This is a genomic window from Methylobacterium organophilum (genome assembly GCF_022179465.1).
Taxonomy (GTDB): domain Bacteria; phylum Pseudomonadota; class Alphaproteobacteria; order Rhizobiales; family Beijerinckiaceae; genus Methylobacterium; species Methylobacterium organophilum.
Genome location: NZ_BPQV01000005.1, coordinates 208,230 through 227,018 on the forward strand (window position 1 = coordinate 208,230; position 18,789 = coordinate 227,018).

Consider the following 18,789-nt stretch of genomic DNA (forward strand, 5'->3'; position numbering starts at 1 on the left):
GACCCGTCACGATGCCCCGTGCTCTCTTGATCGTCCTCGATTCCGTCGGCATCGGCGGAGGCCCCGATGCCGCCCGCTACGGCGATGCCGGCGCGGACACGGTCGGCCACATCGCCGAATGCTGCGCGGTGGGCGGCGGCGACCGGGCCGGTCTGCGCGCCGGCCCCCTGTGCCTGCCGAATTTGGCCGCCCTCGGCCTCGGCCTCGCCTGCGAGGGCGCCACAGGCCGCCTCCCCCCGGGCCTCGCGCCCTCGGGCGCGGTGCAGGGCGCCTACGGCCACGCGGTCGAGACCGCAGCCGGCAAGGACACGCCGTCCGGCCACTGGGAGATCACCGGTCTGCCGATGCGCGAGGATTGGGGCCATTTCCCCGACACACAGCCCGCCTTCCCGCCCGAGCTGGTGGCGGCCCTCGTCGAACAGGCCGGCTTGCCCGGTATCCTGGGCGACCGGCACGCGGCGGGCACCGCCGTCATCGAGGCCTTCGGCGAGGAGCACCTGCGGACGGGCAAGCCGATCTGCTACACCTCCGCCGACAGCGTCTTCCAGATCGCCGCCCACGAGGACGCCTTCGGGCTCGCGCGCCTCTACGAGACCTGCCGCATCGCCCGGGACCTCTGCGACGCGTACCGCGTCGGCCGCGTCATCGCCCGGCCCTTCCTCGGCAGCGACCGGGCGAGCTTCCGCCGCACGGCGAACCGGAAGGACTTCTCCGTCGCGCCCCCCGCCGACACGCTCCTCGACCGGCTCGCCGCCGAGGGGAGGGCCGTGGTCAGCGTCGGCAAGATCGGGGACATCTTCGCCCACCGCGCCACCGGGCAGGAGATCAAGCCGGCGGGCAACGCCGCCTGTCTCGACGCCGCGCTCGGCGCCTTCACCGCCCTGCCGGAGGGCGGCCTCGTCTTCCTCAACCTCGTGGATTTCGACACGGAGTATGGCCATCGCCGCGACGTGCCGGGCTATGCCGCCGCCCTGGAGGCCTTCGACGCCCGAGTGCCGGAGATCCGCGCCCTCCTGCAGGACGGTGATCTCTGCCTGATCACCGCCGATCACGGCAACGACCCGACCTGGCACGGCACCGAGCATACCCGCGAGCAGGTGCCGATCCTCGCCTTCGGCCCCGGCCTCGCCCCGGCCGCACTCGGGTGCCGGGAGAGCTTCGCCGATATCGGCGCCTCGGTCGCGGCACATCTGGGAATTCCGCCGCTGCCGGCGGGCCGCTCCTGGTGGTGAGCGGCTCCCTCAATACGCGTTCTCGGTCTTGAAGAGCGCGAAGGGCGTGGTCAGCAGGATCTGGAGGTCGAAGGCGACCGACCAGTTCTCAATGTAATAGAGGTCGTGCTCCACGCGCCGCTGCAGCTTCTCCGAGGTGTCGGTCTCGCCGCGCCATCCGTTGATCTGCGCCCAGCCGGTGATGCCGGGCTTGACCTTGTGGCGAGCGAAATAGCCGTCCACGACCTGATCGTAGAGGGTGTTGGCCGCCTTGGCCTGGAGGGCGTGAGGCCGGGGACCGACCAGCGACAGGTTGCCCTTGATGACGTTGAAGAGCTGCGGCAACTCGTCGAGCGAGGTCTTGCGGATGAAGCGCCCCACCGGCGTCACCCGCGGGTCGCCCTTGGTGACGAGCTTCGCGGCGGTGGCGTCGCCCTGGTCGACATACATCGAGCGGAACTTGAAGACCTCGATCAGCTCGTTGTTGAAGCCGTAGCGCTTCTGCCGGAACAGCACGGGCCCTCGCGAGGTCAGTTTCACCGCGATCGCCACCGCGATCATGATCGGGGAGAGCGCGAGCAGCATCGCGAGCCCGACCACGCGGTCGAACACCGTCTTGGCGATCACGTCCCAATCGGCCAGCGGCTTGTCGAACACGTCGAGGAGCGGCACCGAACCGAGATAGGAATAGGCCCGCGGACGCAGGCGCAGCTTGGTCGCATGCGCCGAGAGGCGGATGTCGATCGGCAGCACCCAGAGCTTGGCGAGCATCTGCAGGATGCGCGCCTCCGCCGAGATCGGCAGGGTGAAGACGATCAGGTCGAGCCGGGCTCGGCGGGCATAGGCAACGAGATCGCTGACATTGCCGAGCTTGGGATATCCGGCGACCACATCCGAGGAACGGTTGTCGCCGCGGTCGTCGAACACGCCCACGATGCGGATGCCACTCTCCTCCGAGGCGTCGAGGGCACGGATCAGTTCCTCGGCCGCAGGGCCGCCGCCGACGATGGCGGTGCGGCGGTCGAAGCGGCCCCGGCGCATCTGGTCGGTCACGAACAGGGCGAGGGCGAGCCGGCCCGTGAGCAGCAGGGCGAGGCCGCAGACATAGAAGCTGCCGAGCCAGATCCGGGAGTAGTGGTCGGCGATCTTGGCGAGGAACAGGGCGGCCGCGACCAGCAGGAAGGTCAGCGTCCAGCCGGCGACGAGCTTGACCGCGCTCTTGGCGAAGCCGCGGAAAGCACCGAGACGGTAGAGGCCGCCCGCCTGGAACAGCCCGACCGCGATGAGCGCGATCCCGAAGATCGCGGAGAGATAGCCTATCCCGAACGGCACCGCGTCCCCGAGCACGAGGACCTTCACGCCTGCGCCGAACACGGCGATGAGGGCGAGTTCGGCCACGCGCACGATGCCGGCCAGCACCACGGACGAGAGCAGGGGCCCCTTCGGCATGGGGGCCAGGGCCTCGGCGGGGGCAACAGCGCTCGGAGGCGGGGAGCCCGCCCGCCCCTCCGAGAAGACTTCCCCGAACCCATCGCCCCTCGGAAGGGGCACCACGCCGGAATCGGCGCGGACGGCACCGGGCTCGCCGGCGACTTTCAGGAGGTCACGGACGTCGAAGGCGCTCATGGCCGTCTTCCAAAATACCCGGCGGGGCTCATTCCCACTCCCCGCACCACAATGATTGCAGCGGTCGCTCTCGGAACGCTTAACGGCCCGCCGCCTCGAAGGCCGCGTGCCCGGACGGGAGGGCAACGGCGCGGGCCCGGGCCTGGAAGGCCGCCGCGTAACCGGAGAGCACGTCCGCTCCCATCCGCTTCATCGAGAAGCGCGTCCTGACGGAAGCGCTCAGGCGCTCGGCCTCGGCGGCGCGAACCTCCGGCGCCTGACGCAGGATCGCATCGATGGCGACCGCCAGCGCGGCGGAGTCCCGTGGGGGCACGAGGGGATGGTCGGTGCCGGCGAAGATCTCCGGCACACCGCCGACATGGGTCGCCACCAGCGGCTGACAGGCGGCCGCCGCCTCCAGCACGACGTAGGGCAGGGATTCGGCCAGCGAGGGCACCACCATCACCCGGCCCCGCGTCAGGACGGGGCGGATCGGCTGGGGCGGCTCGAAGGTCACGGCGTCGGCGAGCCCCAGGCGCTCCGCCTGGGCAGCGAGGAGCCCCGCGTCCGGCCCGGATCCGACCAGGAGGAGCGAGAGGGAGCGGCCGGCGGCCCGCAGGGACGCCACGGCCTCGAGGAGGTAGGGAATGCCCTTCGCCTCGCGCAACTCGCCGATATAGACGAGGTCGTACGGCTCGACCGCGCGCTCGACGGGGGCGAACTCGCTCTCGGCGATGCCGTTATGGACGATCCGCGTGAGCCGGGCGGGTCCCCCGGCATAGGCGCGGTGACGCCCGGCCACATACTCGCTCTCGAACAGGAACACGTCGGTGCGCCGGGCGAGCAGCCCTTCGGCGGCCATGTAGAGCTTATGCAGGGGCGTGCCCGGCTTGTAATTGTAGCTGCCGCCATGGGGCGTGTAGGCGCGGATCAGGGGGCGGGTACCGGGCTCGACGGGGCAGGCCCGGGCATAGACGCCGCCCTTGGCGCCGTGGCCGTGCAGCACCGTCGCGCCCAGAGCCTCGGCATGGGCCGCCACCGCGAGCATGTTTCGCAGGTCGGTGACATGCGGATTGCGCCGCATCGGCAGCCGCTTCACGCCGAGGGCGAGACTGGGACCGAGCTCGTCGAGGGCGCGCGCCGCCCGTTCGGCGCCCGTCGAGGCATCGCAGACGATGCCGACAGCATGCCCGGCCTCCGCCTGCAAGCGAGCCAAGTCCATCACGTGCCGGAACAGGCCGCCCACCGGCGCGCGGAACACGTGCAGGATGCGATGACGCTCGACGGATGCGGCGCCGCTGCCGGACAGAGTCTCCGCATGGATCGGGGCGGCGGGGAGGGGGCTCAGACTGGCGACCACGGGGAGGGCTCCGGCGGCAAGTTCGCGGCGCGGATCTCTGAGCCGGCCCCTCACGGGGCGGTGCAGGATCGCGGCGTTCGATCGCCAGCCACCCTGGGTGGCAAGGATGGTCGAGCCGTTAAGGGGACCGGCCGCAAGGTCGCACCGTCCCCAGAGGAGGGCCGGACAGGGCTGGTTTCGCCCCGCGTGGTGACGGCTGCGTTAAGGGCAGCCGTCGAATTGCGCCGATCTCCGGAGCGCTCCGCGCCGACCTGAAACCGGTTCAGTGCCCGTGAGCTTGGCCCTAGAAGAAGCGCTCCTTGATGACGATGGTGTCGCCGGGGCGGACGGGATAGCTCATCGGCACGATACCGTTGACGAGGCCCTCAGGCCCCGCGCCGGGACGGGTCAGCACGGCATAGTCGCGGGCGGCGCGGGGACCGAAGCCCTGCGCGATCGCGACCGCAGTCTCGACGGTCATGCCGTTGACGTAGGGGTACTGGCCGGAGGTCGTGACCTCGCCCAGTATGTAGAAGGGTCGGTAGGCGTCGACCTCAACCGTAACGTGCGGCTCGCGCACGAAACCCGCCGCGAGCTTCGCCTCGATCGCCCGCGCCGCCTGGGCCGTGCTCTGGCCGCCGACGACGACCGTGCCGATCAGCGGCATGGCGATGCGGCCGGCGCCATCGACGGCGTAGATGTTGGACAGATTGTCCTGGCCGAACACGATCACCCGCAGCCGGTCGCCGGCGGCGAGGGTGTAGCGGGCGCCGATCGATCCGGTTCCGGTGGCGTCCAGCTCGTCCGTGCGGAAGCTCGGACGCAGGCAGCCGCCGAGCGCCAGGGTCGAGGTGAGGGCCAGGAGAAGAGCGCGCCTGTGCATCGCCATCGCCGAGGAGAGGGTGTCTAGGGCCCAGACCTAAGCGCTCATGGTTAATGAACCCTCACCCGAGGCCGCTCCGGCGCATCGGGCGCCTCGTCCGAGACCTCCGCCCCTTAACGGCCGGTCAACCTTAACGCTCTCTAATGGCCCAAACCGGTCGGTCTGCTCGGGCCGGTTGCCCGCTCCGCGTCGAAGATCCAGGCATGCCCCGTTCGATCAACCTGACGACCGATCCGACGCCGCCCGCCTTCGCCCGAGGCGGGGAGGGCGAGGGGCTCGCCCTGTCGCAGCTCGCCCGCGTCCTGCGCCGGGGCTGGGCCTTCATCGCCGTCCCCACCCTGGCCGTCGCCCTCGGGGCGGGCGTGTTCGTGCAGACGGTGTCGCCGCGCTATACCGGCGAGGCCAAGCTGATCCTGGAGAGCCGCGACCCGGCCTTCGCCCGCAACGCCGCCGAGCGCAACGAGCAGAACACGCCCATCGACGAGCAGGCGGTGGCGAGCCAGGTGCAGGTCGTGATGTCCCGCGACCTCGCCCGCGAGGCGATCCGCCGGCTCAAGCTCGTCGGCAATCCCGAATTCGATCCGGAGGCGAGCAGCCCGGGCCCGGTCAAGAGCTTCCTGATGATGCTCGGCATCGTCGCGGCCCCGAGTGAGCGCGCGGCCGAGGACCGCATCCTCGACACCTATCTCGACCACCTGCTGGTCTATCCGGTGGGCAAGTCGCGCATCCTGGCCGTCGAGTTCAAGGCGAAGGACGCGGCGCTCGCCGCCGAGGCCGCCAACACCGTGGCCGAAGTCTACATCGCCTCCCTCGCAGCGGCCGCCGTCGACACGGCCCGCTACGCCTCGACCTGGCTCGGCACCAATGTCGAGGCCCTGCGCAAGCGCGTGGCCGAGGCCGAGGCGCGGGTCGAATCCTACCGGGCGAGCCATGGCCTGATCGGCGCCGGCAGCACCGGCACCCAGCCGCTCAGCGCCCAGCAGCTCTCCGAGCTGTCGAGCCAGCTGTCCCAGGCGCGCACCATCAAGGCGGATCTCGGCGCCCGCGTCAGGATGCTCAAGGAGATGATCAAGGAGGGCCGGGCCTTCGAGATCCCGGACGTGGCCAACAACGAGCTCATCCGGCGCACCATCGAGAGCCGGATCACCCTGCGCTCGCAGCTCGCCCTGGAATCGCGCACGCTCCTGCCGGCCCATCCGCGCATCAAGGAACTCAAGGCTCAGCTCGACGACCTCGAGACGCAGATCAAGGCGGCGGCCGAGCGCATCGTGCGCACCCTGGAGAACGACGCCAAGATCGCCGGGGCCCGGGTGGAGAGCCTGCAGGCGGCGGTCGACGGGCAGCAAACGGTGGTCGCCCAGGGCAACAGCAGCGAGGTCGAGCTGCGGGCGCTGGAGCGCGAGGCCAAGGTCCAGCGCGAGCAGCTCGAATCCTATCTCGCCCGCTACCGCGAGGCCGCCGCGCGCGACGCCGGGAATGCGAGCCCCGCCGATGCCCGCATCGTCTCCCGCGCCGTGGTGCCGGAGCTGCCCTCCTTCCCCAAGAAGCTGCCGATCCTCGCCTTCGCGACGCTGCTCGCCCTGCTGCTGTCCGCGGGCGGCGTGGTGGCGCGCCATCTCCTGACCACGCCGGGCGGCCCCGGCGGCGGCCGGCGCCGGCTCACGGAGAGCGATCTGGAGGCCTGGGAGGCGGACGAGACCGCCCCGGACCGGGGGCGCCTGGCCTATCCGGAGCCGCTGCCGCCGACGCGCCGGCCCGATTCCCCTGGCTTCGCGCCGGCCTTCGCACCGATGCCCGCGGCGGCCGAGCAGACCGCCGCCAGCGCCGAAACCGCCTCGCACGGCTCCGAAGCCGGCTCCGAAGCCGTCGCAAAAGTCTCCCAAGCCGTTTCGCGAGGCTCCGAAGCCGTCTCGCAGGCGGTCGCGGCGGCGGCGGCGATGCTGCCGATCGCACCGCCCACCTCCCAGGCCCCGCCCCGCAAGCCCCCCCCCGCCGCCAAGACACAACCGCACGTTAGCGCCCCGGACAGCGCCTACGAGCTCGACGCCCTGCTCGCCCGCCTCGACGGCGTCGCCGTCGAGGCCGGCCATTGCCTGCTCGTGATCGAGACCAAGCCGGAGCGGGAGGGCGGCCTGTTCGACGTCCTGTCCCGGACCCTGGCGAAGCGCGGCAGCACCCTGACCCTCGATCTCGAGGGCAAGGCCGCGGGCAAGCGGCGGCCGGGCCTGACCGATCTCGTGGCGGGGGAGGCGGGGTTCGGCGACATCATCCAGGCCTTGCCCGGCTCGCGGCTCCACGTCGTCGGGCGGGGCATCCTCGACCCGCAGGTGCTGGTGGAGGAGCCGCAGGGCCTCGCCATCGGCTTCAACGCCCTGGCCCAGGCCTATGACTGGGTGGTCTGCCGCCTGCGCGTCGCGGACGCCCAGGCCGGAAACGCCCTCTGCACGGCGGTGGCCGCCTGCATGGACACGGTGGTGATCGCCTCGAACGCCGCCGCCGACGATCCGGGCCTCGTCGCCCTCTACGGGCTCGCCGAGGAGAGCGGCGCCCGGCAGATCCTGGTCGCCCGCGACAACATCCCGGCGCCGGCCCCGCGCCGGTCCCGCTCCCAGCCGGCGACGGCGCAGCAGGAACTGCCCCTGCGCCGATCGGCCTGAGACCGCTTCCGCACGATCGCAGCGGCCGCCGGCCTCTCCTCGCTCCTGGGCGCCAAGCGCGAGGAGGCGTCAGCGGGTCCTGAGACGGCGCAGGCGCTGCACCGCGGCGAGCAGGCGGGGCGAGCGCTTGATCCGGCGCCGGGCCTCGAGCCGCCCGAGCGCGATCCAGGCATGGGCGCGGCCGGCGAGCGTCACCGGGATGATGCGCTCCACGAGCTCGATGGTCTCGTCGCAGGTATTGGCCTTGTAGCGGGCCTCGCCCACGCCGAGGTCGAAGGCGTGCCGCCCGGCCTCGGTCTGCTGGCCGATCAGCTTGGACAAAAGCAGGTCGCCCGGGCTCGACCGGCCAATCTCGGGATCGGGATCGAACGAGGTCCAGATGCCGCTGAAGCGCCGGGCGTCCACCGCCCCGCCGAAAGTGGCGAAGACCCGTCCCGAGGCCTCGGCCACCAGCGCATGGACCTCGATCGCGGGGACGCGCCCCGGCGCGATCCGGGTCGCCGCCTGCACGAAGCGGCGGGCCGCCGGGTCGGCATAGGGATCGGGGACCCCCATCGCGGCGAAGCGCGCCGCCTTCTGCGCGAAGAAGGCGTCGAGGATGGGGTCGACCATCTCCTGCGTCGTCGCGACCCGGTGCAGGATCGGCCCATGCGCCTCGACGAGCTTGCGCTCCTTGGCCCGCAGCTTCTTGCGGGCGTCGCCGCTGAAGGCGCGCTTGAGCGTCGCCTCCGCATCGGGGCCCAGGCGCATGCCATAGGCGTCGCTGGGGCAGGGATGGCCGCCGGCGCTCAGGGGATTGGGCATGCCGTCGAACACCCGCGGCTGGTGGTCGAGCAGGAAGAGGTCGATGCCGCCCGCGCGGCCGGCGGCGACCAGGGCCGCGGTCAGGCTCTCCGGCACGAGGGCGGCAGCCTCCGCGCAGGCGAAGAACGGCATGTGGAAATTGGCGTGCTTGGCGCCGACGACGCGGGCGGTGCTCACCCCATGGGCGCGCGAGACGGTCAGCGGCAGGATCGCCCGCGCCCGCCCGCGGGCATCGCGCAGGACGATCACCCGCAGCCGCCCGGCCTGCGCCTGCGGATCGGTGCCGAGCTCCGTCTCGACGAAGGCCCTGACCCAGTCGAAGCGCTGATAGGGGGTGGCGAAGGGGGCGGCCTCCGCCTCCAGGGCGCGCCAGACCGGCTCCACGCTCGCGAGCGACCGGTGCAGCTCCGGCACGAGATCGCGGTCGCTGCGCTCCAGCATCGTCGTCGATCCCATGAGTTGCGTCGCGAGTGCTGTCATGGCCGTCCTCCGGGTCGCCCACCCGCCCCCCGCGATCTAGCGGCCCGGCCCTGAAGCGGCGGTTGATAGCAGCCGCCCCGCCGCGGCTTCCGCGGGGCATGGGTAACGAATGCTTTTCGCCTGCCCGCTAGGCTTAAGCCTTCGCGCCGGGATCGAAGTCGGGATCGCCATGCTGTCGTCGCGTCACCGCCACCGGCTCTTCCGCGCGGGCTTCGCCGCGGTGCGCGCCCTCGGGGCCGACCGCTGGCTCGCCCCCGCCGCGCAGGGCCGGGGGGTGATCCTCACCTTCCACCACGTGCGCCCCGAGCCCCCGGGGGGCTTCGCGCCCAACGCCCTGCTCGCGATCACGCCCGGCTTCCTCGACCGGACGCTCGGGCAGCTGAAGGCCCGCGGCTTCGACCTGATCGGCCTCGACGCTTTGCCCGACCGGCTGGCCGGGGGGAGCGACCGGCCCTTCGCCGTGCTGACCTTCGACGACGGCTACCGCGACAACGTTGTGCATGCCGCCCCCGTGCTCGCCCGGCACGGCGCCCCCTGGACGCTGTTCGTGACGACGGGCTTCGCCGACGGGACCGGGCGGCTCTGGTGGATCGAGCTGGAGCGGGCGGTCGCCGCCCTCGACCGGGTGAGCGCCGCCGGCCTCGACCTGCCGGCCCGGGACGCCGCGGAGAAGACGCGGGCCTTCGACACGCTCTACCGCCTGCTGCGGGCGGGACCGGAGGAACAACTGCGCGCCACCATCGCCGATCTGTGCCGGCAGGCGGGGTTCGCGCCCGGAACCCTCGCCCGCGAACTCTGCCTCGGCTGGGACGAACTGCGCCGCCTCGCGGCCGATCCGGCACTCACCATCGGCGCGCACACGCTCACCCATCCGATGCTCGCCAAGCACCCGGCCGAGACCGCCCGCCGGGAGATGGCGGAGAGCCGCGCCCGGATCGCGGCGGAACTCGGCCGGCCGGTGCGCCACCTCTCGTTCCCCGTGGGCGATCCGACCTCCGCCGGCCCGCGGGACTTCGCCCTCGCCCGCGATCTCGGCTTCGAAACGGCGGTGACGACGCGACCGGGCCACCTCTTCGCCGCCCATGCCGGGCATCTCCACGCCCTGCCGCGGGTCTCGGTCAACGGCCTCCACCAGACCGAGGCCGCGCTCGCGAGCCTGCTCTCGGGCGTGCCCTTCCTCGCCTGGAACCGGGGCCGCCGGGTGAATGTCGGCTAGGGCGGAACCCCGCGGCAGAGTGACGGACGATCAGCGCCCGTCCGCGCAATCGGCGAGCTTCCCGAGCGCTTTCGCCGCCCTCTTGTAGGGGAAGGACTCGACGCGGGTCCTGCCCTCGAACGGATAGGCGAACGTGATCGTCCGGGCCTTGGCGAGGCGTGCGAGGGTGGCCGAGGCCTCCCCGTTCTCGACGGCGACCAGGTAACCGTCCTCTCCCGCGCCGCTGATCGGGGTGTTGACGTAGGCGGCCTGCACCGCCGCCGCATGCGCCTTGTCGCCGTCGAACCACACGCGCATCGTCGCCTGCTTCTGCCCGCTCGGAATGGGCACCGGGATCCCGTAGGAGAACTGCTTCCGACCGGCATCCAGGGTGAGGTACAGGTAGAAGTCCCCCTCACGGGCCCAGGTCGCCTCGCAATACAGGACCTTGCGCCCCGCCTCGTCCGATGCGACGCGCCGAATGCCCCAATCGTCCACTTGGGCGTAATAATCGAAATACTCGCCGGAGGGCAGCTTCTCCGCCGCCGCCGCGGCGCCGCTCGTCAGCATGGCGAGACAGCACAGCGTTGCCCACCCGATCCGCATGATCCCAGCCCTCGCGCCTGCGCCGGCCGCTGCGGCGGTCCGCCCCGCGGCAAAGCTTGGCCTTGAGCTAGGTTTTTCGAAGATTCACGTCAACGGCTGTTCTGACGATCCGCGTCATGGAACGATCTTTATCGCGGCCATGACTTTCGTCGCGCGACACGGCACGCAATTCTTATTGGCGCCTTGCGGATCTCACCCGGCCCGATTGCGTCGGGCCGGCGGCCCGGCGCGGCGTCCCTCAGCGGTGACGGCGGTAGCGGCGCCGGCCCGAACCCGACTCCGCGGCGTCATCGCCCCCGACGGTGAAGCTCGCCACCTGCCGCCCGCCGCGGCGGGTGTAACGGCCCCGGCGGCCGCGCCGGCCGGTCTCGATCACCGGCTCCTCCACCGCGGGGATGCCGGCGATGGTGGATCCCGTGGCGGTCGAGGCGGGATCGGCGCTCGCGGTCGCGCCGCCGGTGTTGAGCGTCGGCGTCGCCACCGGCGGCGCGCTCGGCAGGCCGTCGCCCCCGGCGACGTTCTTGGCGGGGGGCCCGAACATGGCGAGGCACTGATTGTAGGCGAGGTCGTTCTTCAGCCGCTCGCATTCCCCGACCGATCGCGGTGTCCCCTGGCCGAGGGCCCCGGTCGCGACCAGGCAGGCGAGGAGGCCGAAGGGGAGGGGGCGTGGCATGAAGGGGGCGCGACCTTGGGGGAGAGCATGCGGCCGGGAACCGGGCCGCGAAAGCCTGGCATTTTGGAGACCATCCGCCTTCTCGCTCCCGAGTGCGGCAAAAAAACGGGAGCCCCGCGGTTCCGGTCGCTCGCACCGGTCTTCAGGGCGTCTTTACTTTCCCATCCGGGGCGGCGCGGTGTTCCCGCCTCCGGAACCGGCCTCAGGCCGGATCGTCCGGGCGCTCCATCCAGCGGATCAGGGGCATCAGCGGGAAGATCCAGGCGATGCCGAGGATCGAGTAGAGCAGCGCCTGCACCAGGGGCGGGGTCTGGGAGATCCGGCTGTCGGCGAGCGCCATGGCGAGGGGCGCGTAGACCGTGACGAAGGCGAGGATGCCGAAGGTCCCGACCAGGGTCCGGGTGCGACGCCGCATGAACTTTCCACCCCAAGGCTCGGACGGAGCGGGCAGACCAGGCCCGACCTCCCCCGCGTTGCGCTCCCGCCCGGCCCTGCCGTAAGGGGTCGCCGGCCCCCGTGCTCGGGGGCGGCAGCGAGACGATGCGGCAGACCATGAGACCGTTCGCCCCCGGCGCGCAAGGCGCATCCGAGATCCCGCCGGCGCCCGCGGCCGAGGCGCGCGCCCGGCGCGGGGTGCGCGCGTGGCTCTATCTGCTGGCGCTGCTCGTGGTGGCCATGGTCGCGGTCGGCGGGGCGACGCGCCTCACCGGCTCCGGCCTCTCCATCACCGAGTGGCGGCCAGTGACCGGGGCGATGCCCCCCCTCTCGGCGGCCGACTGGACGGCGGAGTTCGAGAAGTATCGCGGCACGCCCCAGTACCGCATCCTCAACGAGGGCATGGGGCTCTCCGACTTCAAGACGCTCTACTGGTGGGAATGGGGCCACCGCCTGCTCGGGCGCATCGTCGGGCTGGTGTTCTTCCTGCCCTTCTTCTGGTTCCTGTGGCGGCGGGCGCTGAGCGGCCGCCTGCTGCTGGGCCTGCTCGGCCTCGGGCTGCTCGGCGGCCTGCAGGGGGCGATCGGCTGGATCATGGTCGCCTCGGGGCTGCAGCCGGGCATGACCGCGGTGGCGCCCCTCAAGCTCGCCCTGCACCTGACCACCGCCTCCCTGATCCTGGCCGGCCTCGTCTGGCTCGCCGCGGGCCTGCGTGGGCAGGCGCTGGCCCCGGCCCCGGCGCGGATCCGCGTCGGCGCCTGCGCGCTCCCCGTGCTGGTTCTGGTCCAGATCTTCCTCGGCGGCCTCGTCGCCGGCTCCAAGGCGGGCCTGATCTACAACACCTGGCCGGACATGGACGGCGTGTTCGTGCCCGCCGCCGACGCCCTGTTCGCGATCAAGCCCCTCATCGAGAACTTCGTCGACAACGTCACCCTGGTGCAGTTCAACCACCGCCTCGCGGCCTATCTCGTCGTCCTCGTCGCCCTGCTGCACGCCCTCGACGCCCGGCTCTCGGGCCAGAGCGGCGCGGCGGGCCGGGCGGCCGGCATCGCCGCCCTGGCGCTGGCCCAGGCGGGGCTCGGCATCGCCACGCTGCTGCTCCAGGTGCCCCTCTGGGCGGCGCTCTGCCATCAGGTCTTCGCCATGGCCGTCCTCGTGATGGCGACCGTGCATGCCCGGCTGAGCCGCGGCGTCGGACCGGCGGCCTCCACGGGCCGCGCGCCGACCGGCCCGGCGGAGGTGCCCTTCGGCTTCGAGGCCCTGGCCGGGCGCTGAGGGCCGCCCGGGCGACGGAAACGGCGGGAACCCCCTCTCCGGACAGCTTTTTCCGGCCGCGCTCTTCAAAATCGAGCGCGGCTGTGATGGAGTGCGCAGCCGGAAGCCCGGTCGCCCGGCGCATCGGGTCCGGAGCCGTCATGACAGGCATCGACGTGGTCTTCCTGGCACCCGACGGCGCGAAGGCCGGCCTGATGCGCAGGACCATCTCCTTCCGCCCCGGCGAGTCGGTGCCGCGCATCGGCGAATGCGTCATCCTCGATTTCGGTGCCGAGCCGGTGCGCTGGACGGTCGAGGACGTCGCCCATGTCTTCGAGAACGATCAGCACGGCATCGCCGTGAAGCTGGCCCTCCCGGACCGGTAGCCCCCGCCGCCCTGGGCCGAGGGGAGGGGAACGGCCTCCCACGGGGGCGGAACGGGCTTGCGTCATGCACATGACAAGCCCGCATCTGGTGTATGGCATACCAGATCATCGGCAAAACCGTTCCGATTGCAGGCTGTTTTCCGTCGAACCACCCCGCTCAACAGGAATTATCTGTCAGGCGACCGGAGCGCTTGATTGCATTCGGCGTTGGACTTTGGTCCATTCGCCTTAGAAAAAAACCAATCTGGGTAGGAAATTATGGCCAGTCCCGAGCCATGGAGCGCCACGCGCGCCGCAGGGATCGTCGCCGAGCACCAGCATCTCGAGGGTGCGACGCTCCCGATCCTGCATGCCCTGCAGGAGACCTTCGGCTATGTCGACGAGGGCGCGATCCCGCTGATCGCGGACGCGCTGAACCTCTCCCGCGCCGAGGTGCATGGCTGCATCTCGTTCTACCATGACTTCCGCAAGGCGCCCGCCGGCCGCCACGAGGTCAAGCTCTGCCGGGCCGAGGCCTGCCAGGCGATGGGCTCGGCCAAGCTCCACCGGGAGATCCTGGAGCGCCTCGGCTGCGGCTTCCACGAGACCACCGCCGACGGCAACGTCACCGTCGAGCCGGTCTACTGCCTCGGCCTCTGCGCCAACGGCCCCGCCGCCCTCGTCGACGGCGAGCCGATCGCGAACCTGACCGCCGACACCCTCGAGGCCGCACTGACGGAGTCCCGTCAATGAGCACCAAGATCTACGTTCCCCAGGATGCGGTCGCGCTGGGCCTCGGCGCCAACCGCGTCGCCCGTGCCCTGTTCAAGGGCGCCGAGACCCGCGGCCTCGACGTCGAGATCGTGCGCACCGGCTCCCGCGGCCTGTTCTGGCTGGAGCCCATGGTGGAGGTCGCGACCCCGCAGGGCCGCATCGCCTACGGCCCGGTCAAGGCCTCCGACGTCGACGCCCTGCTCGATGCCGGCCTCGTCGCGGGCGGCACGCACGCCCTGCGCCTCGGCGACCCGGAGGAGATCCCCTTCCTCAAGCGCCAGCACCGCATCACCTTCCACCGCTGCGGCGTGGTCGACCCGGTCTCCGTCGAGGATTACCGGGCCCATGGCGGCTATCGCGGCCTGGAGGCCGCGCTGAAGCTCGAGGCCGACAAGATCGTCGAGCAGGTGCGCGAGTCCGGCCTGCGCGGCCGCGGCGGCGCCGGCTTCCCCGCGGGCATCAAGTGGAACACGGTGATGCTCGCCAAGGCGGACCAGAAATACGTGGTCTGCAACGCCGACGAGGGCGATTCCGGCACCTTCGCCGACCGCCTGATGATGGAGGGCGACCCCTTCAACCTGATCGAGGGCATGACCATCGCCGCGGTCGCGACGGGGGCCACCCGCGGCTACATCTATTGCCGCTCGGAATATCCGCAGAGCGTGCGCACGCTCGCCGATGCCATCGCCAACGGCGTGAAGGCCGGCGTGCTCGGCGACAACATCCTGGGCTCGGGCAAGAGCTTCCACCTCGAGGTGCGGATGGGCGCGGGCGCCTATATCTGCGGCGAGGAGACCTCCCTGCTCGAGAGCCTGGAGGGCAAGCGCGGCATCGTGCGGGCCAAGCCGCCGATCCCGGCCCTGAAGGGCTTCCTCGGCAAGCCCACGCTCGTCAACAACGTGATGACCTTCACGGCCGTGCCGTGGATCCTGGAGAACGGCGCCAAGGCCTATGCCGATTACGGGATGGGCCGCTCGCTCGGCACGCTGCCGATCCAGCTCGCCGGCAACGTCAAGCAGGGCGGCCTGATCGAGTACGCCTTCGGCATCACCCTGCGGCAGGTGATCGAGGAGTTCGGCGGCGGCACCCGCTCCGGGCGCCCGGTCCGCGCGGTGCAGGTCGGCGGGCCGCTGGGGGCCTATTTCCCCGACGCGTTGCTCGACACGCCCCTCGACTACGAGGCGATGGCGGCCAACAAGGGCCTCGTCGGCCATGGCGGCATCGTGGTCTTCGACGACACCGTCGACATGGCCCAGCAGGCCCGCTTCGCCTTCGAGTTCTGCGCCGCGGAATCCTGCGGCAAGTGCACCCCCTGCCGGATCGGCGCCACCCGCGGCGTCGAGACCATGGACAAGGTCATCGCCGGCATCCGGCCCGAGGCCAACCTGAAGCTCGTCGAGGACCTCTGCGAGGTCATGACCGACGGCTCGCTCTGCGCCATGGGCGGCCTGACGCCGATGCCCGTGATGAGCGCGATCACCCATTTCCCCGAGGATTTCAGGCGTGCGGGCGATCTCCCCGCCGCGGCCGAGTGAGGAGGCGTTCATGACCCTCATCAAGGAAATCGACTACGGCACGCCGATCCGCGTCGCGGAGCAGACGGTGACGCTGACCATCGACGGCGAGAGCGTGACGGTCCCCGCCGGCACCTCCGTGATGGCCGCGGCCATGCATGCCGGCACCAAGATCCCGAAGCTCTGCGCCACGGATTCGCTGGAGCCCTTCGGCTCCTGCCGCATGTGCCTCGTGGAGATCGAGGGCCGGCGCGGGACGCCCGCCTCCTGCACCACCCCGGCCGAGAACGGCATGGTCGTGCACACGCAGACCGACAAGCTGCACCGCCTGCGCAAGGGCGTGATGGAGCTCTACATCTCCGACCACCCCCTCGACTGCCTGACCTGCGCCGCCAACGGCGATTGCGAGCTGCAGGACACGGCGGGCCAGGTCGGCCTGCGCGACGTGCGCTACGGCTATGACGGCGACAACCACGTCAAGCCGTCCTCCGACCGCTACCTGCCCAAGGACGAGTCGAACCCCTACTTCACCTACGACCCGTCGAAGTGCATCGTCTGCAATCGCTGCGTGCGGGCCTGCGAGGAGGTCCAGGGCACCTTCGCCCTCACCATCGCCGGCCGCGGCTTCGATTCCCGCGTGGCCTCCGGCCCGACCAACTTCATGCAGTCGGAATGCGTGTCCTGCGGCGCCTGCGTCCAGGCCTGCCCGACCGCGACCCTTCAGGAGAAGACGGTCCACGAATTCGGCCAGCCCGAGCATTCGGCCGTGACCACCTGCGCCTATTGCGGCGTCGGCTGCGCCTTCAAGGCGGAGATGCAGGGCGACAAGGTCATCCGCATGGTGCCCTACAAGGGCGGCAAGGCCAACGAGGGCCATTCCTGCGTGAAGGGCCGCTTCGCCTACGGCTACGCCACCCACAAGGACCGCATCACCAAGCCGATGATCCGCGAGAAGATCACGGATCCGTGGCGCGAGGTCTCCTGGGAGGAGGCGATCAACCACGCGGCCTCCGAGTTCAAGCGCATCCAGGCCAAGTACGGCAAGGACTCGGTCGGCGGCATCACCTCGTCCCGCTGCACCAACGAGGAGGCCTACCTCGTCCAGAAGCTGGTGCGCGCCGCCTTCGGCAACAACAACGTCGATACCTGCGCCCGCGTCTGCCACTCGCCGACCGGCTACGGCCTGATGTCGACGCTGGGCACCTCCGCCGGCACCCAGGACTTCAAGTCGGTCGAGAATTCCGACGTGATCCTGGTCATCGGCGCCAACCCGACCGACGGCCACCCGGTCTTCGGCTCGCGCATGAAGAAGCGCCTGCGCGAGGGCGCCAAGCTGATCGTGGCCGATCCGCGCCGGATCGACCTGGTGAAGTCGCCCCACATCAAGGCCGACTACCACCTGCCGCTCAAGCCCGGCTCCAACGTCGCCTTCATCAATGCCTTCGCCCACGTGATCATCACGGAAGGGCTGATCGACGAGGCCTATATCCGCGAGCGCTGCGAGCTCGACGCCTTCGAGGTCTGGGCCCGCTTCATCGCCGAAGAGCGCAACTCGCCGGAGGCGGCCGAGGCCGTGACCGGGGTCGACCCGCAGGCGATCCGCCAGGCCGCCCGCCTCTACGCCACCGGCGGCAACGCGGCGATCTATTACGGCCTGGGCGTGACCGAGCACAGCCAGGGCTCGACCATGGTCATGGGCATGGCCAACATCGCCATGGCCACCGGCAATATCGGCAAGGTCGGTGCCGGCGTGAACCCGCTGCGCGGCCAGAACAACGTGCAGGGCTCCTGCGACATGGGCTCGTTCCCGCACGAGCTCACCGGCTACCGCCACGTCTCGGACGACGCCACCCGCGAGAGCTTCGAGGCGATCTGGGGGGCCAAGCTCGACAACGCGCCGGGCCTGCGCATCACCAACATGCTCGACGAGGCCGTCGATGGCACCTTCAAGGGCATGTACATCCAGGGCGAGGACATCGCCCAGTCCGACCCCGACACCCATCACGTGACCTCCGGCCTCAAGGCCATGGAGTGCATCGTGATCCAGGACATCTTCCTGAACGAGACCGCCAAATACGCCCACGTCTTCCTGCCGGGCGCCTCGTTCCTGGAGAAGGACGGCACCTTCACCAATGCCGAGCGGCGCATCAGCCGCGTGCGCAAGGTGATGGCCCCGCTCGGCGGCTACGGCGATTGGGAGGGCACGATCCTGCTCGCCAAGGCCCTCGGCTACGAGATGAACTACAGCCACCCTTCCGAGATCATGGACGAGATCGCCCGGCTGACCCCGAGCTTCACCGGGGTCTCCTACGCCAAGCTCGACGAGCTCGGCTCGATCCAGTGGCCGTGCAACGACAAGGCCCCGAACGGCACGCCGATGATGCATGTCGACCGCTTCGTGCGCGGCAAGGGCAAGTTCATGATCACGGAATACGTGGCCACCGACGAGCGGACCGGCCCGCGCTTCCCGCTGATCCTGACCACGGGCCGCATCCTGTCGCAGTACAATGTCGGCGCGCAGACCCGCCGCACGGAGAACTCGCGCTGGCACGAGGAGGACGTGCTCGAGATCCATCCCTTCGACGCCGAGCCCCGGGGCATCGTCGACGGCGATCTCGTCTCCCTGGAGAGCCGCTCCGGCGACATCGCCCTCAAGGCGAAGGTCACCGAGCGGATGCAGCCCGGCATCGTCTACACGACCTTCCACCACGCCAAGACCGGCGCCAACGTCATCACCACCGACTACTCGGACTGGGCCACGAACTGCCCGGAATACAAGGTGACGGCGGTGCAGATCCGGCGCACGAACCGGCCCTCCGACTGGCAGGCGAAGTTCTACGAGGAGGACTTCTCCCTCACCCGGATCGCCCAGGCGGCCGCGGAGTAAGGTCCCCGGACCGGACGAAGCGCTCCTCCCCCCCGCGAGGGGAGGGGCCGCCTCGCGCGGGACGTCCCGCGCGGGGGCGACGACACGACACCCGCATGAGTCCCGAG

The 18,789-nt window shown here is 71.0% G+C and carries 15 protein-coding genes; 8 read left to right on the top strand and 7 right to left on the bottom strand.

Features of this window, described 5'->3' with window-relative positions:
- Positions 1–11: 11 nt before the first annotated feature.
- On the top strand, positions 12–1,232 hold the full coding sequence (locus MFF21_RS10560) for a phosphopentomutase (protein ID WP_238311109.1): 1,221 nt from the start codon (positions 12–14) through the stop codon (positions 1,230–1,232).
- A 9-nt stretch (positions 1,233–1,241) separates the two neighbouring features.
- On the opposite strand, the gene MFF21_RS10565 is transcribed toward MFF21_RS10560, so the two are convergent.
- The 3 genes from MFF21_RS10565 to MFF21_RS10575 all read right to left on the bottom strand — a co-directional run bounded on the left by MFF21_RS10565 (position 1,242) and on the right by MFF21_RS10575 (position 5,044).
- Positions 1,242–2,837, bottom strand: a complete 1,596-nt coding sequence (locus tag MFF21_RS10565) for an undecaprenyl-phosphate glucose phosphotransferase (RefSeq protein ID WP_238311110.1) — start codon at positions 2,835–2,837, stop codon at positions 1,242–1,244.
- A gap of 79 nt (positions 2,838–2,916) precedes the next feature.
- Positions 2,917–4,140 carry a glycosyltransferase family 4 protein gene (locus MFF21_RS10570; RefSeq protein ID WP_238311248.1) on the bottom strand — a complete coding sequence of 408 codons (1,224 nt, stop codon included), beginning with the start codon at positions 4,138–4,140 and terminating at the stop codon, positions 2,917–2,919.
- 319 nt (positions 4,141–4,459) lie between these two features.
- A complete protein-coding gene (locus tag MFF21_RS10575; protein ID WP_238311111.1) occupies positions 4,460–5,044 on the bottom strand; it encodes a polysaccharide biosynthesis/export family protein in 585 nt (194 codons plus the stop codon).
- A gap of 197 nt (positions 5,045–5,241) precedes the next feature.
- On the opposite strand from MFF21_RS10575, the gene MFF21_RS10580 reads away from it, so the two are divergent.
- Complete coding sequence (locus MFF21_RS10580) at positions 5,242–7,695, top strand: GumC family protein (protein ID WP_238311112.1); 2,454 nt, start codon at positions 5,242–5,244, stop codon at positions 7,693–7,695.
- A 69-nt stretch (positions 7,696–7,764) separates the two neighbouring features.
- On the opposite strand, the gene MFF21_RS10585 is transcribed toward MFF21_RS10580, so the two are convergent.
- Positions 7,765–8,979 (bottom strand): GNAT family N-acetyltransferase, encoded by a 1,215-nt coding sequence (locus tag MFF21_RS10585; protein WP_373324982.1) that lies wholly within the window; start codon positions 8,977–8,979, stop codon positions 7,765–7,767.
- Between the two features lie 169 nt (positions 8,980–9,148).
- Here MFF21_RS10585 and MFF21_RS10590 point away from each other — a divergent pair, with 169 nt between their 5' ends.
- Positions 9,149–10,195 carry a polysaccharide deacetylase family protein gene (locus MFF21_RS10590; RefSeq protein WP_238311113.1) on the top strand — a complete coding sequence of 349 codons (1,047 nt, stop codon included), beginning with the start codon at positions 9,149–9,151 and terminating at the stop codon, positions 10,193–10,195.
- A gap of 30 nt (positions 10,196–10,225) precedes the next feature.
- On the opposite strand, the gene MFF21_RS10595 is transcribed toward MFF21_RS10590, so the two are convergent.
- The 3 genes from MFF21_RS10595 to MFF21_RS10605 form a co-directional block, all read right to left on the bottom strand.
- On the bottom strand, positions 10,226–10,780 hold the full coding sequence (locus MFF21_RS10595; RefSeq protein ID WP_238311114.1) for a hypothetical protein: 555 nt from the start codon (positions 10,778–10,780) through the stop codon (positions 10,226–10,228).
- Positions 10,781–11,018: 238 nt separating this feature from the next.
- Positions 11,019–11,453, bottom strand: a complete 435-nt coding sequence (locus MFF21_RS10600) for a hypothetical protein (protein WP_238311115.1) — start codon at positions 11,451–11,453, stop codon at positions 11,019–11,021.
- A gap of 202 nt (positions 11,454–11,655) precedes the next feature.
- Positions 11,656–11,868, bottom strand: coding sequence for a DUF2842 domain-containing protein (locus MFF21_RS10605; RefSeq protein ID WP_238311116.1), 213 nt, complete (start codon positions 11,866–11,868; stop codon positions 11,656–11,658).
- Positions 11,869–12,005: 137 nt separating this feature from the next.
- On the opposite strand from MFF21_RS10605, the gene MFF21_RS10610 reads away from it, so the two are divergent.
- From MFF21_RS10610 to fdhF, 5 genes are all read left to right on the top strand, one after another.
- Positions 12,006–13,163: a COX15/CtaA family protein gene (locus MFF21_RS10610; protein ID WP_238311117.1), complete on the top strand. Its 1,158-nt coding sequence runs from the start codon at positions 12,006–12,008 to the stop codon at positions 13,161–13,163.
- Between the two features lie 140 nt (positions 13,164–13,303).
- Entirely contained in the window at positions 13,304–13,528 is a 225-nt protein-coding gene (locus MFF21_RS10615; protein ID WP_238311118.1) for a hypothetical protein, read from the top strand.
- Between the two features lie 258 nt (positions 13,529–13,786).
- Positions 13,787–14,260, top strand: coding sequence for a formate dehydrogenase subunit gamma (locus tag MFF21_RS10620; protein ID WP_238311119.1), 474 nt, complete (start codon positions 13,787–13,789; stop codon positions 14,258–14,260).
- A complete protein-coding gene (locus MFF21_RS10625) occupies positions 14,257–15,816 on the top strand; it encodes a formate dehydrogenase beta subunit (RefSeq protein ID WP_238311120.1) in 1,560 nt (519 codons plus the stop codon). Before MFF21_RS10620 ends, MFF21_RS10625 begins: the two co-directional genes overlap by 4 nt.
- Positions 15,817–15,826: 10 nt before the next feature.
- Positions 15,827–18,682, top strand: coding sequence for a formate dehydrogenase subunit alpha (gene fdhF, locus MFF21_RS10630; protein WP_238311121.1), 2,856 nt, complete (start codon positions 15,827–15,829; stop codon positions 18,680–18,682).
- The last annotated feature ends 107 nt before the right edge of the window (positions 18,683–18,789 follow it).

What these genes read in the sequence shown, in the direction of transcription:
- MFF21_RS10610 (WP_238311117.1), top strand. Translation starts at nt 12,006, where the DNA reads ATGAGACCGTTCGCCCCCGGCGCGCAAGGCGCATCCGAGATCCCGCCG.
- MFF21_RS10580 (WP_238311112.1), top strand. Translation starts at nt 5,242, where the DNA reads ATGCCCCGTTCGATCAACCTGACGACCGATCCGACGCCGCCCGCCTTC.
- MFF21_RS10620 (WP_238311119.1), top strand. Translation starts at nt 13,787, where the DNA reads ATGGCCAGTCCCGAGCCATGGAGCGCCACGCGCGCCGCAGGGATCGTC.
- MFF21_RS10595 (WP_238311114.1), bottom strand. Translation starts at nt 10,780, where the DNA reads ATGCGGATCGGGTGGGCAACGCTGTGCTGTCTCGCCATGCTGACGAGC.
- MFF21_RS10600 (WP_238311115.1), bottom strand. Translation starts at nt 11,453, where the DNA reads ATGCCACGCCCCCTCCCCTTCGGCCTCCTCGCCTGCCTGGTCGCGACC.
- MFF21_RS10560 (WP_238311109.1), top strand. Translation starts at nt 12, where the DNA reads ATGCCCCGTGCTCTCTTGATCGTCCTCGATTCCGTCGGCATCGGCGGA.
- MFF21_RS10585 (WP_373324982.1), bottom strand. Translation starts at nt 8,979, where the DNA reads ATGACAGCACTCGCGACGCAACTCATGGGATCGACGACGATGCTGGAG.
- MFF21_RS10575 (WP_238311111.1), bottom strand. Translation starts at nt 5,044, where the DNA reads ATGGCGATGCACAGGCGCGCTCTTCTCCTGGCCCTCACCTCGACCCTG.
- fdhF (WP_238311121.1), top strand. Translation starts at nt 15,827, where the DNA reads ATGACCCTCATCAAGGAAATCGACTACGGCACGCCGATCCGCGTCGCG.
- MFF21_RS10605 (WP_238311116.1), bottom strand. Translation starts at nt 11,868, where the DNA reads ATGCGGCGTCGCACCCGGACCCTGGTCGGGACCTTCGGCATCCTCGCC.
- MFF21_RS10625 (WP_238311120.1), top strand. Translation starts at nt 14,257, where the DNA reads ATGAGCACCAAGATCTACGTTCCCCAGGATGCGGTCGCGCTGGGCCTC.
- MFF21_RS10590 (WP_238311113.1), top strand. Translation starts at nt 9,149, where the DNA reads ATGCTGTCGTCGCGTCACCGCCACCGGCTCTTCCGCGCGGGCTTCGCC.
- MFF21_RS10615 (WP_238311118.1), top strand. Translation starts at nt 13,304, where the DNA reads ATGACAGGCATCGACGTGGTCTTCCTGGCACCCGACGGCGCGAAGGCC.
- MFF21_RS10565 (WP_238311110.1), bottom strand. Translation starts at nt 2,837, where the DNA reads ATGAGCGCCTTCGACGTCCGTGACCTCCTGAAAGTCGCCGGCGAGCCC.